Consider the following 17,888-nt stretch of genomic DNA (forward strand, 5'->3'; position numbering starts at 1 on the left):
AGGGGTTCGAATCCCCTATGGGATACCACTTTCTTGAGTGGTTGACTGTAAAGTTAACGATTCGATAGCACCAATGTTTAGCCTACAGGCATTGATGAGTATTCACTCGATACAGAGTATAACGTATTAACTGTGTCCCATTCGTCTAGAGGCCTAGGACACCGCCCTTTCACGGCGGTAACAGGGGTTCGAATCCCCTATGGGATACCATATTATTCAAATTTTAGTTAAGTAATACTAGAATTTGGGGCTATAGCTCAGCTGGGAGAGCGCTTCGCTGGCAGTGAAGAGGTCCACGGTTCGATCCCGTGTAGCTCCACCAATTAATTGGTACCTAATGCATGTATATGCATAATAAACTAACCACCGAAAGGTGGTTTTTTTATACCCTCATTTTACATCTATAATTTATAGCTCATATCAATACATCACATTCAAATTAAATGTGTGACATTCCACCCATAAGAATGATTTTTTTGTGTGACAATCCACACAAAAAAAGGCATCTATAACTTCCTCTTTAAATTAAATCACTTAAATTCAGCAGGATACAAATAATTAACATTGTGGCCCACTGCTTGCTATGTTTTATACATCCTCATAACGCGTTTAGGATTCACTGGTTCTGGGAACAAGTGACCACCGTGAGGAATATATAACACTAAAAAAAGGAAGCTAAACATCATGAAAAAATCGACAAGTACCTTTACACGCCCACTAAAATCAATAGCAAAATTAGCGACTATCGCATCAATTCTCGCAGCGAGCTTTAACGTTTTTGCAGAACCTATAGAAATTAAATTTTCACATGTTGTGGCCGAAAATACACCTAAAGGACAAATGGCCCTCAAGTTTAAAGAATTAATTGAACAACGTTTACCTGGTGAATATGTGGTTAACGTATTCCCTAACTCACAGTTATTTGGTGACAATAATGAATTAGCCGCGTTGTTATTGAACGACGTACAATTTGTTGCCCCCTCACTATCTAAATTCGAACGCTATACCAAAAAATTACAAATTTTTGATTTACCATTCTTGTTTGAAGACATGGCTGCCGTTGACCGTTTTCAACAATCGGAGTCTGGCCAAAAGTTACTCAATTCAATGAACCGAAAAGGGGTTGTTGGCTTAGGTTATCTTCACAACGGTATGAAACAATTTTCAGCTAACGATCCTCTCACGGTACCAAAAGATGCCAATGGTAAAAAGTTCCGCATTATGGCATCTGATGTTATTGCCGCTCAGTTTGATGCTGTGGGTGCCATTCCAGTAAAAAAACCTTTCTCGGAAGTCTTTACCTTGCTACAAACTCGTGCAATTGATGGCCAAGAAAACACCTGGTCAAATACATATTCAATGAAGTTTTATGAAGTGCAAAGCCACATTACTGAAAGTAACCATGGCGTACTCGATTATATGGTCGTTTCGTCAAATACATTTTGGAAAGGCCTTCCTGCTGACAAACGTGCAGTATTTAAAACATCGCTTGATGAAGCCATTGCACTTGGTAATAAAATTGCTGCAGAAAAAGACAATGAAGACAGACAGGCAATCATTGACTCTAAGCGCTCTCAATTAGTGACGTTAACACAAGCAGATCGTCAGCAATGGGTTAATGCTATGAAACCAGTTTGGGCTAAATTTGAAGACCAAATCGGTAAAGATATGATTGATGCCGCACAAGCTGCAAGCACTAAATAGTCTTAATACTTAACGTGGTACTGAAACTCAATATGTTTCAGTACCATCTTGTTTTATTCGAGGAGTATAACCGTGATATCTAGACTATTTGGTTATTTTGAAGAAGGTTTTCTCAACCTTCTCATCACATTGATGACCTTACTTGTATTTGGCGAAGTCATAGCCCGCTTTTTCTTTAATACCGGTTTTTTATGGATCCAAGAACTGACGCTGACCTTATGTGGCTGGTTTGTTTTATTTGGTATGTCTTATGGCGTCAAAGTAGGCGCGCATATTGGGGTCGATGCGTTTGTTTCAAAGCTATCAGGTAAACCTCAAAAGATTGTCGCCATTTTTGCTTGCTTATGCTGTGTAGTGTATTGCGCAATGTTTTTAAAGGGGTCATGGGATTACTTAAGTCAAATGTATCAAATTGGTATCCCAATGGAAGATATCGACTTACCTGCATGGTTTATCCATCAATTAGATCCTGATTATGCATGGGAAACATTGCGTATCGATGTCGAAGATGGCGCAGTGCCTATCTGGTTATCTCAAAGTATTTTGTTAATTGGTTTCTCAATGTTGACTTGGCGTTTTGTTGAGTTATTTATTGCCATTTTGAAAAATCAGACAGTAGGGTTTCAACTTGCTGATGAAGCTAAAGATAGTATGCACCTCATTGACGAAGCAGCGCTTTGTGCATCATCAGAACAACAAGAAAAAAATGATAAGGACGCGAAATAATGACTATAGCAACATTATTTATCACCCTACTTATCTGCATGATGATCGGTATGCCTATTGCGATTGCATTAGGCTTCTCAAGCATGCTGACGATTTTATTATTCTCTAATGATTCACTCGCCTCTATCGTATTAAAGCTTTACGAATCAACATCAGAACATTACACCTTACTGGCAATTCCATTCTTTATCTTGTCATCAGCGTTTTTGTCAACAGGTGGTGTCGCAAGGCGGATCATCGACTTTGCGATGGACAGTGTTGGCCACATTCGTGGTGGTTTGGCAATGGCATCTGTAATGGCTTGTATGCTATTTGCGGCGGTGTCAGGCTCATCTCCTGCAACCGTAGCAGCTATCGGCTCTATTGTAATTGTTGGGATGGTACGAGCAGGTTATCCAGAAAAGTTTGCCGCTGGCGTTATTACGACATCTGGGACATTGGGTATCTTAATTCCCCCTTCTATTGTAATGCTCGTATACGCAGCAGCAACAGAGGTGTCAGCCGCCAGAATGTTTATGGCAGGGCTAATTCCAGGGTTAATGATGGGTTTCATTTTAATGATAGCTATCTACATTGTGGCCCGAATTAAAAAACTACCTTCTCGTCCTTTCCCAGGGGTTAAAGCTCTAGCGATATCGAGTGCTAAAGCAATGGGTGGATTAGCGCTCATTCTAATTGTGCTCGGTTCAATTTACGGTGGCGTTGCCAGCCCAACTGAAGCTGCTGCGGTGGCATGTGTATATGCATACTTTATCGCAGTATTTGGTTATCGTGATATTGGGCCACTAAAAGATGTCGCATGGCGTAATCAACGTGAATCAATCATTGGTGCTTCGGTTCGTAATATTGGTTATATGTTACTTGCGGTAATCAAAACGCCAATAGACAAAGAAATCCGTCATGTTGTGCGTGATGGCGCTAAAGTAAGCATTATGTTGTTGTTTATTATTGCCAACGCCATGCTGTTTGCCCATGTACTGACAACAGAACGTATTCCCCATATTATTGCTGAAGCCATTGTCGGCCTTGGTTTACCCGCATGGGGCTTCCTAATCATTGTAAACTTATTGCTGTTGGCTGCCGGTAACTTTATGGAACCATCAGCTATTTTGTTAATCATGGCGCCAATTCTGTTCCCTATTGCAACTCAGTTAGGCATTGATCCAATTCATTTAGGGATCATCATGGTCGTTAACATGGAGATAGGCATGCTGACACCACCTGTGGGGCTCAACCTGTTTGTGACGGCTGGAATAACAGGTAAAAGCATGGGATGGGTTATTCAGTCATGTTTACCATGGTTAGTTTTACTCTTAGGTTTCTTGATATTAATTACTTATATTCCACAAATATCACTATTTTTACCTGAATACATCGACAAATTAAACGGCTACTAGCTTGATAATTGACGTATCATAGACGAGCCTTAGGTAACTAAGGCTCGTTTTTATTTCACCCAACTTATAATAATCTGAATCGCCACATGGGAATTTGCATGTTTTCATTCTCGACTATCAAAAAACGTAACGTACTGATGAGCATATTATTGATCATTGGGTTATTACTGACCCTTAGAATCACTCATTGGTACTTGCTCGTTCAAGGTACAGAAAACATTGCACAACAGTCCGAAAAACAAATAAACGAATTAGTTATCTTTATTGACAATGCACTGGCACATTACGAGAATATTCCAGCTGTTTTAGCTAAGAACCCTATTTTAGAGCAAAGCCTTCTTGATCAACAAAACCCCAAGACTATAGACAAACTTAATGCCTACTTATCTGAGTTACAGTTAGTAACAGAGTCTTCTGACATTTATTTAACCGATGCATTAGGTGTTGCCATTGCGGCAAGTAATTGGGATAAACCAAACTCGTTTGTTAATCACGATTATTCTTTCAGACCTTATTTTATTGAAGCCATTTCAGGCAAGTCTGGGCGTTATTACGCTGTAGGAACATCATCGAACAAACGCGGTTTTTATTTTGCCAATCCGGTTTATCACAAAGGCGTCGTATTAGGCGTTATTGTGGTCAAAGTCGATATTAGTTTAGTTGAGCAACAAAGCAGCGGGATTGCCATTGCTAGCCAATACGAATTTATGATCAGCGATCCTGACAATATCGTGTTTTTATCTAGTGTCAGTAGTTGGCGCTTTAATTCTCTAACGCCATTATCACAAGCCAAACGTTTCGCATTAAACTCATCAAAACGTTATGCCAATCGCCCAATTGGTGAACTGAACTTTATGCCTAATTTTACCTCAGGTGATTCAAATACTACGCAGGTCTACCAAATATCATCATATGAAGGAAATGAAAAATACTTAGAACGCCATCAATTGATGCCAAACGCCAATTGGAATGTACACATATTAGCGCCAATGAAGCCACTATATGAATCGTTACCGCCTATTATGCTGCTTGGGGCTACGTTGTACTTACTGTTAGCCTTATTTGTTATATACAGTTTAGAGCGCAGAAAAAACCTTCTCAGAATGCGCCAAGCACAAAATCAACTCGAGCAACGTGTCAAAGAGCGCACGCTTGAATTAGAACAAGCCAATACTCAACTAAAAGACACTCAAGATGAACTAATACAAGCAGCAAAACTCACTGTAATTGGTAGCTTATCTGCAAGTATTAACCACGAGCTAAATCAACCTCTTGCAGCATTAAGAAGTTATGCACAAAATACCCAAACCTTTATTGGTCGCAATATGATTGACGATGCCAGCAGTAATATCAAAATAATGATAGAACTGACAGATAGATTAGCCGATATTATTGGTCAATTTAAAAGCTTTACTCGCAAGTCTCAAGGTAAAGATAATGCAACTGAGATCAGTCAATCGATTGAACAAGCTATTACTATTGTGCAACCAGAAATGGACAAACAAGGTATCAAGTTGGCATTAACACTGTTGAAAGGGAAATGCCAAATATGGGGCGACAGTGTCAGATTACAACAAGTATTAGTTAACTTAATAAGTAATGCCATTGTTGCCATGCAACAATCAAAAGATAAGCATTTACACATTGAGGTTTACTGCGACACCAAAGTCAACATTAGCATTCAAGACAGCGGTCCAGGGGTGAGAGAAAGCCAAATGAGTAAAATTTTTGAACCTTATTACACCACTAGTGAACGCCAAGGGCTTGGATTAGGCTTATCAATATCTCAGCGCATTATTGAATCAATGCAAGGGTCAATTACGGTCGAAAATGCACAACAAGGCGGTGCCATTTTTCATATTATTTTACCGCTTTATTTACGTGAGGAAGTGTAAACGTGACCCAAATACAAGACATTAACGACTACCAGATCATTATTGTTGATGATGAACCCCATATAGGTACCGTATTACAACAATTATTTAAGCTTGAAAATATCAGTGCACTTGCCATTACCGACCCACAAACGATTGCGCGCTACATTACGCCAAATTGGGCCGGCATTGTTATCTCAGACGTTAATATGCCACAACTCGATGGTCTAAGCCTGCTACAACAATTAAAACAACAAGATGATGACCTTCCAGTGGTATTGTTAACTGGCTTTGGTGATATTGCTATGGCGGTTGATGCATTAAAAAAAGGTGCATATGACTTTATTGAGAAACCCTTTAACAATGAACATATTCTTGATGTAACTAAGCGCGCTTTAGATAAGCGCTCGTTAACCTTAGAAAATCGTAAACTAAAACGAGAACTTGAATCACATATAGCACCAGGACCGCGCATCTTAGGCAGCAGTCCAGGTGTAATGAAAATGCGTCACCTCATCGACCAAGTGCTTGATACACCAGCTGACATTATGCTCGAGGGTGAAACCGGCGCAGGTAAAGAATTAGTTGCCCGTTACTTGCATGATCATAGCTACCGCAATAAAGCCAATTTTGTCGCCATTAATTGCGGTGCAATCCCAGAAAACCTAATAGAAAGTGAGTTATTTGGAGCCGAATCAGGAGCATTTACCGGCATCGATAAACGTCGCATTGGTAAATTTGAATATGCCAATGGCGGCACGTTATTTTTAGACGAAATTGAAAGTACACCGATGTCTTTACAGGTTAAATTGTTAAGGGTATTGGAAGACCGTAAAGTTGAACGCTTAGGCTCTAACACACCTATCAATTTAGATATTCGCGTCATTGCAGCCACCAAGTTAAACCTACAACAATTGTGTGAACAAGGACAATTTAGGCAAGATTTGCTTTATCGTCTTAACCTAGTCACTATTGTGATCCCGCCACTACGGGAACGTCTAGAAGACATTCCATTATTGTTTTTGCACTTTGCTCGTATCGCATCCGCTCGATACCACAAAGCATTAATTGCCTTAACCCCACAACAAACCATGGTGCTAAGCTCACATGACTGGCCGGGTAATGTTCGCGAACTGCGAAACTTAGCTGAACGCTATGTATTATTAGGCGCTGAGGCTGCATTTGCAGGCAATTTAGACAATCACACCACAATGCATACTAGTATGTCATTACAACAACGGGTTGAGTTTTTTGAGCGCCTCTTGATAGAAGAAGCCCTCAGCCACAATAAAGGCAGTATTAAATTAACTATGGAACAGCTCGAATTACCACGTAAAACTTTATATGACAAAATGCGTAAATTCGATCTAGACCGTAAACAATTTATTGAAAGTTAACCGATTAGCACTGAAGTTACATCAATCGTCACGGTTAAATACTTCGGTACTTTGCTGGTGTATTCCTAAGCGCCATATTGCCAGCAGCAATAATGCTAATAAGCTTATTGAGCCAACCACAACACCATTCCACTCAGCTTCATGCCAAAACATCATTAAATATGGTCCGCCAATAGAAGCGCCAAAGTAATAACAACACAAATACAGTGATGTTGCCTTTGCTCTATGGCTGACGGCTCGCATAGCAACAAAAGAGTTGCAGCAACTATGGGTTAAGAAAAAACCGCAAGCGGTAATCAAAAAACCGACAACAATAGCAATCAAAGTATCAACTAAGGTAAGCAATGTTCCGACAACCATTAACGCTAATGCAACTCTAAATAATGGCATTGAACCGTAGCGTAAAATCCATTTTGCAGACAAATAAGATGCAAAAGTACCGCTTGAGTAACACAAAAATATCAAGGTGGCATTGAAGCGACTTAAACCATAGGGTTCAGCCATGATATGCAGCTGAATAAAACTAAATTGATTCACCATCATCATAAAAGCTAAGCCACCGATAACGTAAGCTAAGCGCATCTGTTGATCAGATAGATGGAACATAAACCCATCAAAGTCCTGCTTTATTTTACGTAGTAGCGACACTTTCTCCTTTATAACCGCCGGTTTAATCTCTTTGCGCGGTAATAAGTATGTCACTAATGCAACGCCAATGAGTGTCACTAAAAACACTAAGCCCATAGACGATTGCCATGATAAATTCTGCGCCATTAGGCCACCGAAAATCCGCCCTACAATGCCGCCCATGCTATTAGCCATAATGTAAACAGCTGCCGCTTTTAGCATAAAGTTAGGGGCTAATTGTTCTTTAAAGTACGCCATCGAAATCGCAGGAACTGCGGCTAATAAAACACCTTGTAATAACCGCACCCACACCAATTCATCGAATGTTTCGGCAAAAATTAATAATATATTCGACGCAGCTAATAACCATAAGCTCACCACTATAGGCGCTAAGCGGCCTATACGATCAGACAAAACAGCATAAAATAATAGCGAAAAGGCGAGCGTAAAGCTGGTTACCGACAACACTAATGTTGCTTGAGCACCCGACACGTCGAAATGCTCAGCAATAGAGGGCAACATGCCTTGTACTGTATACAAATTAATGTAGATCACTACAGAAGCGATGCATAAAGCCCATATCAAACGAGTTTGAGCATGTGAACGATAAGTTGGAGCTAACTCTGTCATAAGCAACCTAAACAGCACATTAGGATAGAAAACAGATTATTACCCGCCACAGATATATATCAATGACGGGTAAGTGAGTTTGTGAAGTCGGTAATCGAATATGTTATTTAACGCGCTTCATCAACACTTCGGTTGTGTATTTATCGTTATTGATCACACGATACTTGTCATAAGTTTGAAAAATGGCTTTGCCATTGTAGGTAATCATCGCCACCACGCCATAATCAACTCCGCTACTGATGAGCTCAGCAGGCAAAATAAATTTAAACGGCACAGGTGCTCTGGCAACATCAAAATTTTTCTGAGAAATAATCACCCCTGGACGATTAAAATCAATTATCGCGATATTAATTTTACAACCTTGTGGTAAGACAATTTTTTCTAAATAACCAGCATAGCCATTCACTATCACAGGTTTAGGTGGTTCAACAGTCACACACGCACTCAGCATCACACTCAATAACGCAAAAACGCTCAACTTAAGCCATGGAAATAATTTCAACATAACAGTGTCCTTACTCGTCATTTTTATTTAATCGTCATTCTTAATAAGCCTTCTTGTGTGGCCGAAGCAACAAGGCGCCCTTGTCTATCAAAAAACTGACCAGTAACAAAGCCTCGTCCACCACCGGCATTAGGGCTTTCAATGCTATAGAGCAACCACTCGCCCATATTAAATGGTCGATGGAACCACATAGCATGATCGATTGTCGCTAAACGCATCCCCGGTGTTAAAACCGACACACTGTGAGGTTGAGCTGCGGTTACTAAAAAATTAAAGTCTGATGCATACGCTAACAGGTATTCTTGAATATTATGATTACTCGGCACTTGTCCGTTTGCCCGTAACCAAACATAACGTTTAGGTTCATTAGTGCCAGGTGCTAGCGGGTTAATCGGGTTAACTAGACGCATTTCTATTGGTGAGTCTGCCATAAATTTTTCTAACATTTTTTTAGGCACTTTATCGCGCATAGTCATGGCCAGCTCTTGCTGGTTCAACAAACCTTCAGGGCCAGGCACATCGGGCATTTGAGCTTGATGTTCAAAACCTTCTTCGTGCTTTTGAAACGAACACGTCATGTAAAATATTGGCCGACCTTTTTGGATTGCTTTAACCCGGCGAGCACTAAAACTGCCGCCATCACGCATATTCTCAACGTCATAAACAATAGGTTGCTTTTCATCACCCGCGCGCAAAAAGTAAGAATGTAAAGAATGTACATGTCGGTCTTCGCTAACAGTCTGTTTTGCAGCACTTAACGCTTGCCCCATCACCTGGCCACCAAAAACATGGCCAAACCCTAAGTCTTGGCTTTGACCTCGAAACAAACCATCTTCAAGTTTTTCTAGTGATAACAATGACAATAAATCGTTTAATACTTGACTCATAATACCTTCTATACAACAAAAATTAACACGTTAAGGTTACCTTAGTTAAGCTTACGTTTTCTAGCTTATTTGTTATTGGACAGTTGAATAAACATCATCTGAAGGCAATTGGTAAAATAGTGATACAACGCAAAGATTCATATCAACACCCTAATTGAATATTTGATATGATATTAGACAAGGCTAATCGACTCTGTGTATCACAACATTATGCAATCTAGTTCTATGCAATCATGGTTTATGGCTATTCGCCCACGCACATTACCCGCCGCTATTGGTCCATTACTCGTGGGGAATATGCTCGCTATCGGCTTGAGTCAATTTAGCTTACTTATCGCTTTTACTTCTATGCTATGCGCTGTTTTACTACAAATATCGGTTAATTTAGCCAACGATTACTTCGACTTTAAAAATGGCATTGATACCGACGAGCGTATTGGGCCTGTTCGTGTCACCCAAAGCGGCATGATAGCGCCACATCATGTCAGAAATGCCATGATAGGCTGCTTGTTAACGGCATTAATTGTCGGCTCACTATTAATTGTGCATGGGGGTTGGCCGATTGCAATCTTGGCTGCTGCCTCTATTTTGGGCGCACTTTGTTATAGTGGTGGTCCTTACCCACTAGCCTCCCACGGATTAGGTGAAATAGCTGCATTTGTCTTTTTTGGATTAGTCGCAGTCGTAGGAAGTTATTATTTGCAAGCTGGCACAACCACGATGACATCTTGGTTACTCGGCAGTGCTATCGGCTTTTTTAACGCGGCAATCATGTTGGTAAATAACACCCGCGACATTACAACCGACACAAAAGCGGGCAAAAACACCCTTGCGGTACGCATTGGTGAAGCTCAAGCAAAGGTCTTATATCAAAGCTTTGTATACTTACCATTTGGGATCATTATTGCAGGATTTTTATTGGGTTCACTTGATGGCTTACCCGTGTTACTTGCCGGAGTGTCATTAGTCATTGCCCGTAATTTAAGCCGAGAGTTTCATAACAACTCTGGTGAGGCGTTAAATCCAATCCTTGGACAAACTGCAAAGCTTTGTATGATTTTCAGCATCTTGTTTAGCGTCGGACTATTTATCACCCTAAGATAATACGACAACCTTGTAGGTGAGCGTTACTTACCTGCAAGGTTGTACCATAACGAGTTATTAATACCTTGCTCTAAAATGCACTTCGTGTGGTTCCATCTCATTTTTTACCGCAGCCTTAATCGAGTCATCAATATCAGTTGCACTTAAATCATATAAACCACAAAGGGCAAATGCTTTAGTGATATTAATTGATGCACCTAGATACTCATAAACCACTCGAGTACAAATTGGCATTCGCTCACCACTGCCACTTACTCCTATTTTCAAACCTTTGAGCTGAGTAATCCGATTCTTAAATGTTGGAAACAAAATAGTTTGTGAAATCTCATGCTTGGTTAATGACTCATAATCAACCATAAAAATACGGTCTACCAAAAAGTTCGCCATTCCCAGATAGACACCATGATAGGGCTTTCGATGAGACTGTTCGACTATTCGCTCCGTGCGTTGGTAATAAATTTTTTGATTTACCTTGGTAAAACAAACTAATGTTCGCAGTAATTTACCGGGGTGCGCCATCGACAAATAGTATTCGAAATAATAACCAAGATATTTGTCTAAATCATGAGTACTGCTGCGCGCTAATGTTTCAAAGTGGGTGGTTTCAGGTAAGCGCACATTCTCTGTAGTGTGTAATTGAGGCCTAACTTGAATTAATAACTTAAATTGGTTTTGAGGCATCATAATCTCGAACTCTTCAACCCCAAAGAACTCGCAAATTTTTAACATTGTATTGGCACTCGGTTTATGTGTGCCGTTTAAATACCGATTAAATTGAGCGCGGTTAAACCCCAATCTGCGACATACTTCAGCGATTGATTTGTAATAACTACAGAGTAATTGCAAGTTTTTAGAGAAATCGGACGACAAAGCCATTAAATACACCTTGGATTAAGAGCAAGCTAAAAAGCATCGAGGCATCATAAGTTTATTGCCCTTGATACACAACCACAGTCCATTCGCAAAAAGATGCTATAAAAGCATCAACTAGCACCATTTATAGTTAACTTGTCAAATCGCTTCTTAATCAAAATATTGGTTAAATATCGTTGAATTTAGCGTAACAGCTTGGCAAACCAATGCCACGAACAACCATTAATCTCAATCAATATAGGCCAGTATATGCTTGCTAGAACAGAACATGATCTTATCGGTGATATGGAACTACCAAATACGGTTTGGTACGGTATTCAGACTCAGCGAGCGCTTGATAACTTTTCAATTTCTGGTATTCCTATCGGGCATTTCCCAGAATTAATTACTAGCTTAGCAATGGTAAAACAAGCGGCTGCGTCAGCTAACCAACAGCTGGGGTTATTACCTCAACATAAAGCTGAAGCGATTATTGCTGCCTGCAAAGACATTCAGTCAGGGCAATATAATCAAGATTTTGTGGTTGATGCAATTCAAGGAGGAGCTGGTACCTCCACCAATATGAATGCAAACGAGGTTATCGCTAATATCGCGTTAACTAAAATGGGACGTATTAAAGGTGATTATCAATTTTTACATCCTAATGACGATGTAAATCGTTGCCAGTCGACGAACGACGTTTACCCAACAGCTGCCAGTCTAGCGATTCAATTTGCCGGTGACGCCTTAATTCTTGCAGTTGCTTCATTAACTCAATCTCTGGATAACAAAGCACAAGAATTCAATCATGTCATTAAAATGGGCCGAACTCAGTTACAAGATGCGGTGCCAATGAGTTTAGGCCAAGAGTTTAAAGCATTCGCCACTGTACTAGGAAAAGAGAGAGCGCGGCTCCAAGAAGCAGGTAAATTACTCTGTGAAATCAATCTTGGCGGCACGGCGATAGGAACGGGGCTCAACAGCCATAAAGATTACCCCAGTTTGGCCATTGCTCATTTGGTTGCCATTTCAAATAAACCGCTATTTCAAGCCAGCGATCTTATTGCGGCAACATCCGACATGGGCGCCTTTGTTTATTATTCAGGAATATTAAAACGTCTCGCAGTAAAACTAAGTAAAATAAGTAATGATTTAAGGTTGTTATCAAGCGGACCAAGGACCGGCTTAGCCGAAATATCATTACCGGCGGTACAGCCAGGTTCAAGTATTATGCCAGGGAAAGTCAACCCGGTAATTCCTGAAGCCGTCAACCAAACTGCTTATCAGGTTATTGCAAGCGATCTTGCGGTCACTCTTGCTGCTGAAGCTGGGCAGTTGCAACTCAATGCTATGGAGCCGCTAATCATCTACAACTTATTAAACTCAATCAAAATGCTAACCTCAGCTTGTAAAATGCTTGATGAGCGCTGCATAAGAGGAATACAAGCTAACGAACAGCGGTGTCGAGATAATGTAGACAACAGTATTGGTGTCGTGACAGCTTTGGTTCCGGTGCTCGGTTATAGCAATGCCAGTGCAGTAGCTAGACAAGCGCTAGCAGAAAACAAAACAATTAGTGAAGTGGTGTTAGCTCGAAATCTACTGAGTCAGCAGCAGCTTGATAACTTATTGAACCCCACCAGCATGATGGGTATTGCTTAATAACATTTATACTCATCCTTATTTATCCCAATAAAAAACGCTCTCATTTCAATGAGAGCGTTTTGGTGTTAACACCCCTTACAGCGGATTTATACTTTAGACAATGTGCGCTGTTTGGCGCTCCAATCTAAATGGTATTTCTCACCTGCTGGCTTGTCGGTGCGCTCAAACGTGTGCGAACCAAAAAAGTCACGTTGACCCTGTAACAAGTTTGCCGGTAACGTTTCGCAGCGGTAGCTGTCGTAATAAGCAATTGCAGAACTAATACACGGTGCTGGAATACCCTGCATAACCGATGCTGCAACGGTTTTACGCCAATTAAGGTGTTTTTGCGACAATGTTTGGCTAAAGGTATCAGCCATCAACAAGTTCGCAAGGTTTGCATCTTCTTGATAAGCCTGAGTGATTGACTGCAAGAAGGTTGCTCTAATAATACAACCCGCACGCCAAATCTTAGCAATCTCAGCAAAGTCTAACGCCCAGCTTTGCTCTTTTGCTGCCATCGCCATCAATTGAAAACCTTGGGCATAACAACAAACTTTAGCGCAATATAATGCATCTTCAAGATTAGCAATAAACTCTGCTTTTTCGGCATCATTAAATGCAACTTGCTCAGGGCCCGCTAACTTGGAACTTAACTGCATACGCAAAGTTTTCTGAGTGCTAACAGCACGCGCATAGACAGCTTCAGCGATTGTTGGCGCTGGGCAACCAATTTGCAAACTGCTCACGGCAGTCCATAAGCCGGTGCCTTTTTGGCCGGCTTTATCTAAAATCATTTCAACTAGCGGCTTACCCGTTAGCGGGTCGTCTTGTTGTAAAACTTCAGCACTAATCCCCATTAGGTAACTGTTAAGAATACCTTTATTCCAGGCATTAAACACATCACCAATCTCATGAGCTGACATGCCTAAGCCGTCACTGAGTAATTGATAAGCTTCACAAATCAGCTGCATATCCGCATATTCAATGCCGTTATGAACCATTTTCACGTAATGGCCAGAGCCTGCAGGGCCAATATATGTGGTGCAAGGTTCACCTTCAGTGACCGGATTACCAGGCTCAAAACGCTCAATAGGCAACCCTGTTTTAGAATCGACTTTAGCCGCGATAGCCTTCCAAATAGGCTCTACAAAGCGCCAAGCTTTTTCGTCGCCACTGGGCATTAATGAAGGACCAAATCGTGCTCCAACTTCACCACCAGAAACTGCAGAACTGAAAAAGGTAAACTGGCCTTTATACTGCGCTTCACGCGTAACAGTATCAGTCCATAAGCTATTACCTGTATCAATCACGATATCTTTAGCTTCAATACCTGCTTCAATTAATGATTTACAGACGCCCTCTACAGGTGCGCCAGCTGGGACCGATAACACAATAACGCGCGGTTCAACCAGCTTTTCGAGCATTTCTGAAAGATTATTACATGCCTGCATGCGTACAGCTACGCCAGCTTTTCGTTCACTTTCTTCTTGAGAAATTGCGGTGTTAACTTTTTGGGTATCTAAATCAAAAACAGCAACATGATAGCCGTTATCCGCGATGTTTAGTGCAAGGTTCTTGCCCATCACACCAAGGCCAATAACGCCGACGTGAGATTGTTGGGTGTGGTTATTCATAGTGTATGTTTCCACAGATCACAGAGATTAATCGCGTAACGCGAATACATTTGAGTGACAATTATAGCGATTCTTGTAACTAAATTACCAGTAACAAAACGCGGAAACGCTGTTTTTTACAAAGTAAGCCTAACCTAGACAATTGAAGGTAACATCTTGTCACAATTGAAAAAACCATAAAAAACACTAGGCTTTTATGGTTTTGTTTCAGCATAAATAACTGCTCTTTTGTGTTACAAAATGATTTATAGCTTGGTTAACTCCGACGTTAACGCATTGGCATAGCCCATTTTAGTCAACGCATTGCGAACAATATCCAAGGTATGCGGATCTTCAATGGTCGCTGGCATAGTGTAATCTTGATTATCAGCAATTTTACGCATAGTCGCTCGTAGGATTTTACCCGAACGAGTTTTAGGTAATTTTTGTACGGCACTCACTAATCTAAACGACGCTACCGGACCGATTTCATGGCGTACTAATGCAAGAAGCTCTTTATAAAGCATATCATCCGACAAAGTCACGCCATTTTTGAGCACAACTAAACCAAGAGGCACTTGACCTTTAAGCTTATCCTGTACTCCTATCACAGCCGCCTCAGCAACGGCTGGATGTTGACACAATACTTCTTCAAAACGACCTGTCGATAAGCGATGACCGGCAACATTAATGATGTCGTCAATCCGACTCATAATATACAAATAACCGTCTTCATCGATGTAACCTGCATCTCCAGTTAAGTAATAACCTGGGTACATAGACAAGTAACTGTCGATATAACGTTTATCATTTTGCCAAAGTGTAGTTAACGTACCGGGCGGCAAAGGTTGTTTAATCACGACGTTACCGCTTTCATTAGTGGCCACTTGCTCTCCCATAGCATCAAGGATTTCTACCTGATAACCGGGAACGGCTCTAGCGGGCGAACCCGCTTTAATCTCGATGGGATCTGTGCCCATTAAATTAGCTGCAACCGGCCAACCTGTTTCTGTTTGCCACCAATGGTCCACCACAGGTTTACCCAAATGTTGCTGACTCCAATTTAATGTTTCAGGGTCGCAACGCTCGCCAGCTAAATACATTTGTTTAAGGCAAGATAAGTCAAATTGCTTAATAAATTCGCCGTTAGGATCTTCTCGTTTAATCGCTCGAATAGCCGTAGGGGCCGTAAAAAAGCTTCGCACTTGCTTTTGTTCGATGATACGCCAAAAAGCGCCTGCATCTGGAGTTCCTATCGGTTTACCCTCATACATAATCGTGGTTGCGCCCACCAGCAGAGGACCATAAACAATATAAGAGTGTCCCACTACCCAACCCACATCAGATGCAGCCCAAAACACATCACCTACACCAACGTCATAGATGTGTTTCATTGACCATGATAAAGCAACAGCATGACCACCATTATCTCGAACAACGCCTTTAGGCTGCCCTGTTGTTCCCGAGGTATACAGCACGTATAGAGGATCTGTTGCATCAAGGGCAACAAAATCTGCGTCAGGCGCATCTCTTAATGCTTCATACCAATCGACATCACGTGATGTGTGCAACTCAGCCTGATATTCAGTACGATTTAAAATAATACAATGTTCTACTTTATGTTGCGCTTGAGATAACGCATCGTCTAATAACGGTTTATACGGCACCACACCTGAGGGTTCAATACCACAAGATGCAGATAAGATTAACTTGGGTTTAGCGTCATTAATACGGGTCGATAATTCGTTGGCAGCAAAGCCACCAAATACGACAGAGTGAATAGCACCAATTCGCGCACACGCTAACATGGCATAAGCCGTTTCTGGCACCATGGGCATATAAATGACAACACGGTCTCCCTTAGTCACGCCTAATGACGTCATCAAGCCAGCCAAACGCTTAACTTGAGCTAATACAGATTGGTAGCTAATAGAATATTCGTTGTGGGTGACAGGACTAATATAATGAATAGCGACTTGATCACCTCGGCCCGCAAGCACATGACGGTCGACCGCGTTAAAACAGGTGTTCATTTTACCGTCGGCAAACCAGCGATAAAATGGCTTGTTACTGTCGTCTAACACCGTCTTCGGTGCAATGTCCCAACTGATGGCCTCTGCAGCTTGCTGCCAAAACACTTCGGGCTCGGCTATCGATTGTGCGTGCATTGATAGTCCTAAATCAGCCATATTGCTCTCCATTAATCCACTTGTATTTAATGATTATGAGCAGAATTCATTAAATAGCCCTATTAGACAAAGGGATAATAACCCTAAAAGTCCTCTAAAAAACCTTTAATTTCAATCAGGTGTTTAACTTAAAACGGTAACGTCATAAATAAGACAAAAAATACAATATAACAATTAGTTAATGTATAATGTCCACTCTAGTGGCAAGCAAATTTAACACATATCCACTCGATAAACATTCAAAACCCACCACTCAAACTTTACCTTTACGTAAACTTCATATATCTTGCATCAAAAGAAACACTTTTGGTGACATGATGAGCACAATCCATAGCCCGCAATCCACATATTCGATCAGTGACTTATCAAAAGAATTTGATATCACCACCCGTAGCATTCGTTTTTACGAAGACCAAGGTTTAATCAAACCTAAGCGTCGCGGACAAACTCGCATATACAGCTTAAAAGACCGCGTTCGATTAAAGCTCATTCTTCGTGGTAAGCGCCTTGGTTTTTCGTTAGCCGAAACGCGTCGATTATTTGAACTTTATGATGCAGATAAAAGCAGCTCGACTCAGCTCAACACCATGCTAGATTTGGTTAACGAGAAGAAATCTGCACTTCAACAGCAAATGGACGACATTAAAGTAGTGTTAATGGAGCTCAATTCAGCTGAACAGCAATGCAAAGCTGCACTAGAAGATAATTCAACTAAGAAAAACAAATAATTAAATAA

14 protein-coding genes and 2 tRNA genes are annotated in these 17,888 nt (G+C 40.9%); 10 read left to right on the plus strand and 6 right to left on the minus strand.

Features of this window, described 5'->3' with window-relative positions; all coding sequences use genetic code 11:
• The first annotated feature begins 134 nt into the window (after positions 1-134).
• The 7 genes from IEY40_RS15550 (at position 135) to IEY40_RS15580 (ending at position 7,098) form a co-directional block, all read left to right on the plus strand.
• Positions 135-210: transfer RNA gene (locus IEY40_RS15550), tRNA-Glu, on the plus strand.
• A 36-nt stretch (positions 211-246) separates the two neighbouring features.
• Positions 247-322: transfer RNA gene (locus IEY40_RS15555), tRNA-Ala, on the plus strand.
• Between the two features lie 362 nt (positions 323-684).
• Positions 685-1,704 carry a TRAP transporter substrate-binding protein gene (locus IEY40_RS15560; protein ID WP_188957767.1) on the plus strand — a complete coding sequence of 340 codons (1,020 nt, stop codon included), beginning with the start codon at positions 685-687 and terminating at the stop codon, positions 1,702-1,704.
• 72 nt (positions 1,705-1,776) lie between these two features.
• A complete protein-coding gene (locus IEY40_RS15565) occupies positions 1,777-2,430 on the plus strand; it encodes a TRAP transporter small permease (RefSeq protein ID WP_188957769.1) in 654 nt (217 codons plus the stop codon).
• A complete protein-coding gene (locus IEY40_RS15570; RefSeq protein WP_188957771.1) occupies positions 2,430-3,827 on the plus strand; it encodes a TRAP transporter large permease in 1,398 nt (465 codons plus the stop codon). Before IEY40_RS15565 ends, IEY40_RS15570 begins: the two co-directional genes overlap by 1 nt.
• A 98-nt stretch (positions 3,828-3,925) precedes the next feature.
• Complete coding sequence (locus tag IEY40_RS15575; RefSeq protein WP_188957773.1) at positions 3,926-5,722, plus strand: sensor histidine kinase; 1,797 nt, start codon at positions 3,926-3,928, stop codon at positions 5,720-5,722.
• 2 nt (positions 5,723-5,724) lie between these two features.
• The gene (locus IEY40_RS15580; protein WP_188957775.1) at positions 5,725-7,098 is read left to right on the plus strand and encodes a sigma-54-dependent transcriptional regulator; all 1,374 of its coding nucleotides are present in this window, start codon (positions 5,725-5,727) and stop codon (positions 7,096-7,098) included.
• Positions 7,099-7,119: 21 nt separating this feature from the next.
• On the opposite strand, the gene IEY40_RS15585 is transcribed toward IEY40_RS15580, so the two are convergent.
• The 3 genes from IEY40_RS15585 to tesB form a co-directional block, all read right to left on the minus strand.
• On the minus strand, positions 7,120-8,355 hold the full coding sequence (locus tag IEY40_RS15585) for an MFS transporter (RefSeq protein WP_188957777.1): 1,236 nt from the start codon (positions 8,353-8,355) through the stop codon (positions 7,120-7,122).
• Between the two features lie 103 nt (positions 8,356-8,458).
• On the minus strand, positions 8,459-8,860 hold the full coding sequence (locus IEY40_RS15590; RefSeq protein WP_188957779.1) for a YbaY family lipoprotein: 402 nt from the start codon (positions 8,858-8,860) through the stop codon (positions 8,459-8,461).
• Between the two features lie 23 nt (positions 8,861-8,883).
• The gene (tesB, locus tag IEY40_RS15595; protein WP_188957781.1) at positions 8,884-9,747 is read right to left on the minus strand and encodes an acyl-CoA thioesterase II; all 864 of its coding nucleotides are present in this window, start codon (positions 9,745-9,747) and stop codon (positions 8,884-8,886) included.
• Positions 9,748-9,957: 210 nt separating this feature from the next.
• Here tesB and IEY40_RS15600 point away from each other — a divergent pair, with 210 nt between their 5' ends.
• Entirely contained in the window at positions 9,958-10,851 is an 894-nt protein-coding gene (locus IEY40_RS15600; protein WP_268244203.1) for a 1,4-dihydroxy-2-naphthoate polyprenyltransferase, read from the plus strand.
• Positions 10,852-10,908: 57 nt separating this feature from the next.
• Here IEY40_RS15600 and IEY40_RS15605 read toward each other — a convergent pair whose 3' ends face one another.
• Positions 10,909-11,727 (minus strand): helix-turn-helix domain-containing protein, encoded by an 819-nt coding sequence (locus IEY40_RS15605; protein ID WP_229777132.1) that lies wholly within the window; start codon positions 11,725-11,727, stop codon positions 10,909-10,911.
• A gap of 246 nt (positions 11,728-11,973) precedes the next feature.
• On the opposite strand from IEY40_RS15605, the gene IEY40_RS15610 reads away from it, so the two are divergent.
• Positions 11,974-13,365 carry an aspartate ammonia-lyase gene (locus IEY40_RS15610; RefSeq protein ID WP_188957785.1) on the plus strand — a complete coding sequence of 464 codons (1,392 nt, stop codon included), beginning with the start codon at positions 11,974-11,976 and terminating at the stop codon, positions 13,363-13,365.
• A gap of 89 nt (positions 13,366-13,454) precedes the next feature.
• Here IEY40_RS15610 and gnd read toward each other — a convergent pair whose 3' ends face one another.
• The gene (gnd, locus tag IEY40_RS15615) at positions 13,455-14,984 is read right to left on the minus strand and encodes an NADP-dependent phosphogluconate dehydrogenase (RefSeq protein ID WP_188957787.1); all 1,530 of its coding nucleotides are present in this window, start codon (positions 14,982-14,984) and stop codon (positions 13,455-13,457) included.
• Positions 14,985-15,229: 245 nt separating this feature from the next.
• A complete protein-coding gene (locus IEY40_RS15620) occupies positions 15,230-17,152 on the minus strand; it encodes a propionyl-CoA synthetase (protein ID WP_188957789.1) in 1,923 nt (640 codons plus the stop codon).
• Between the two features lie 317 nt (positions 17,153-17,469).
• On the opposite strand from IEY40_RS15620, the gene IEY40_RS15625 reads away from it, so the two are divergent.
• Positions 17,470-17,880, plus strand: coding sequence for a MerR family transcriptional regulator (locus tag IEY40_RS15625; RefSeq protein WP_188957791.1), 411 nt, complete (start codon positions 17,470-17,472; stop codon positions 17,878-17,880).
• Positions 17,881-17,888: the final 8 nt, after the last annotated feature.

The organism is Shewanella ulleungensis, assembly GCF_014648315.1.
GTDB classification, from domain to species: Bacteria; Pseudomonadota; Gammaproteobacteria; order Enterobacterales; family Shewanellaceae; genus Shewanella; species Shewanella ulleungensis.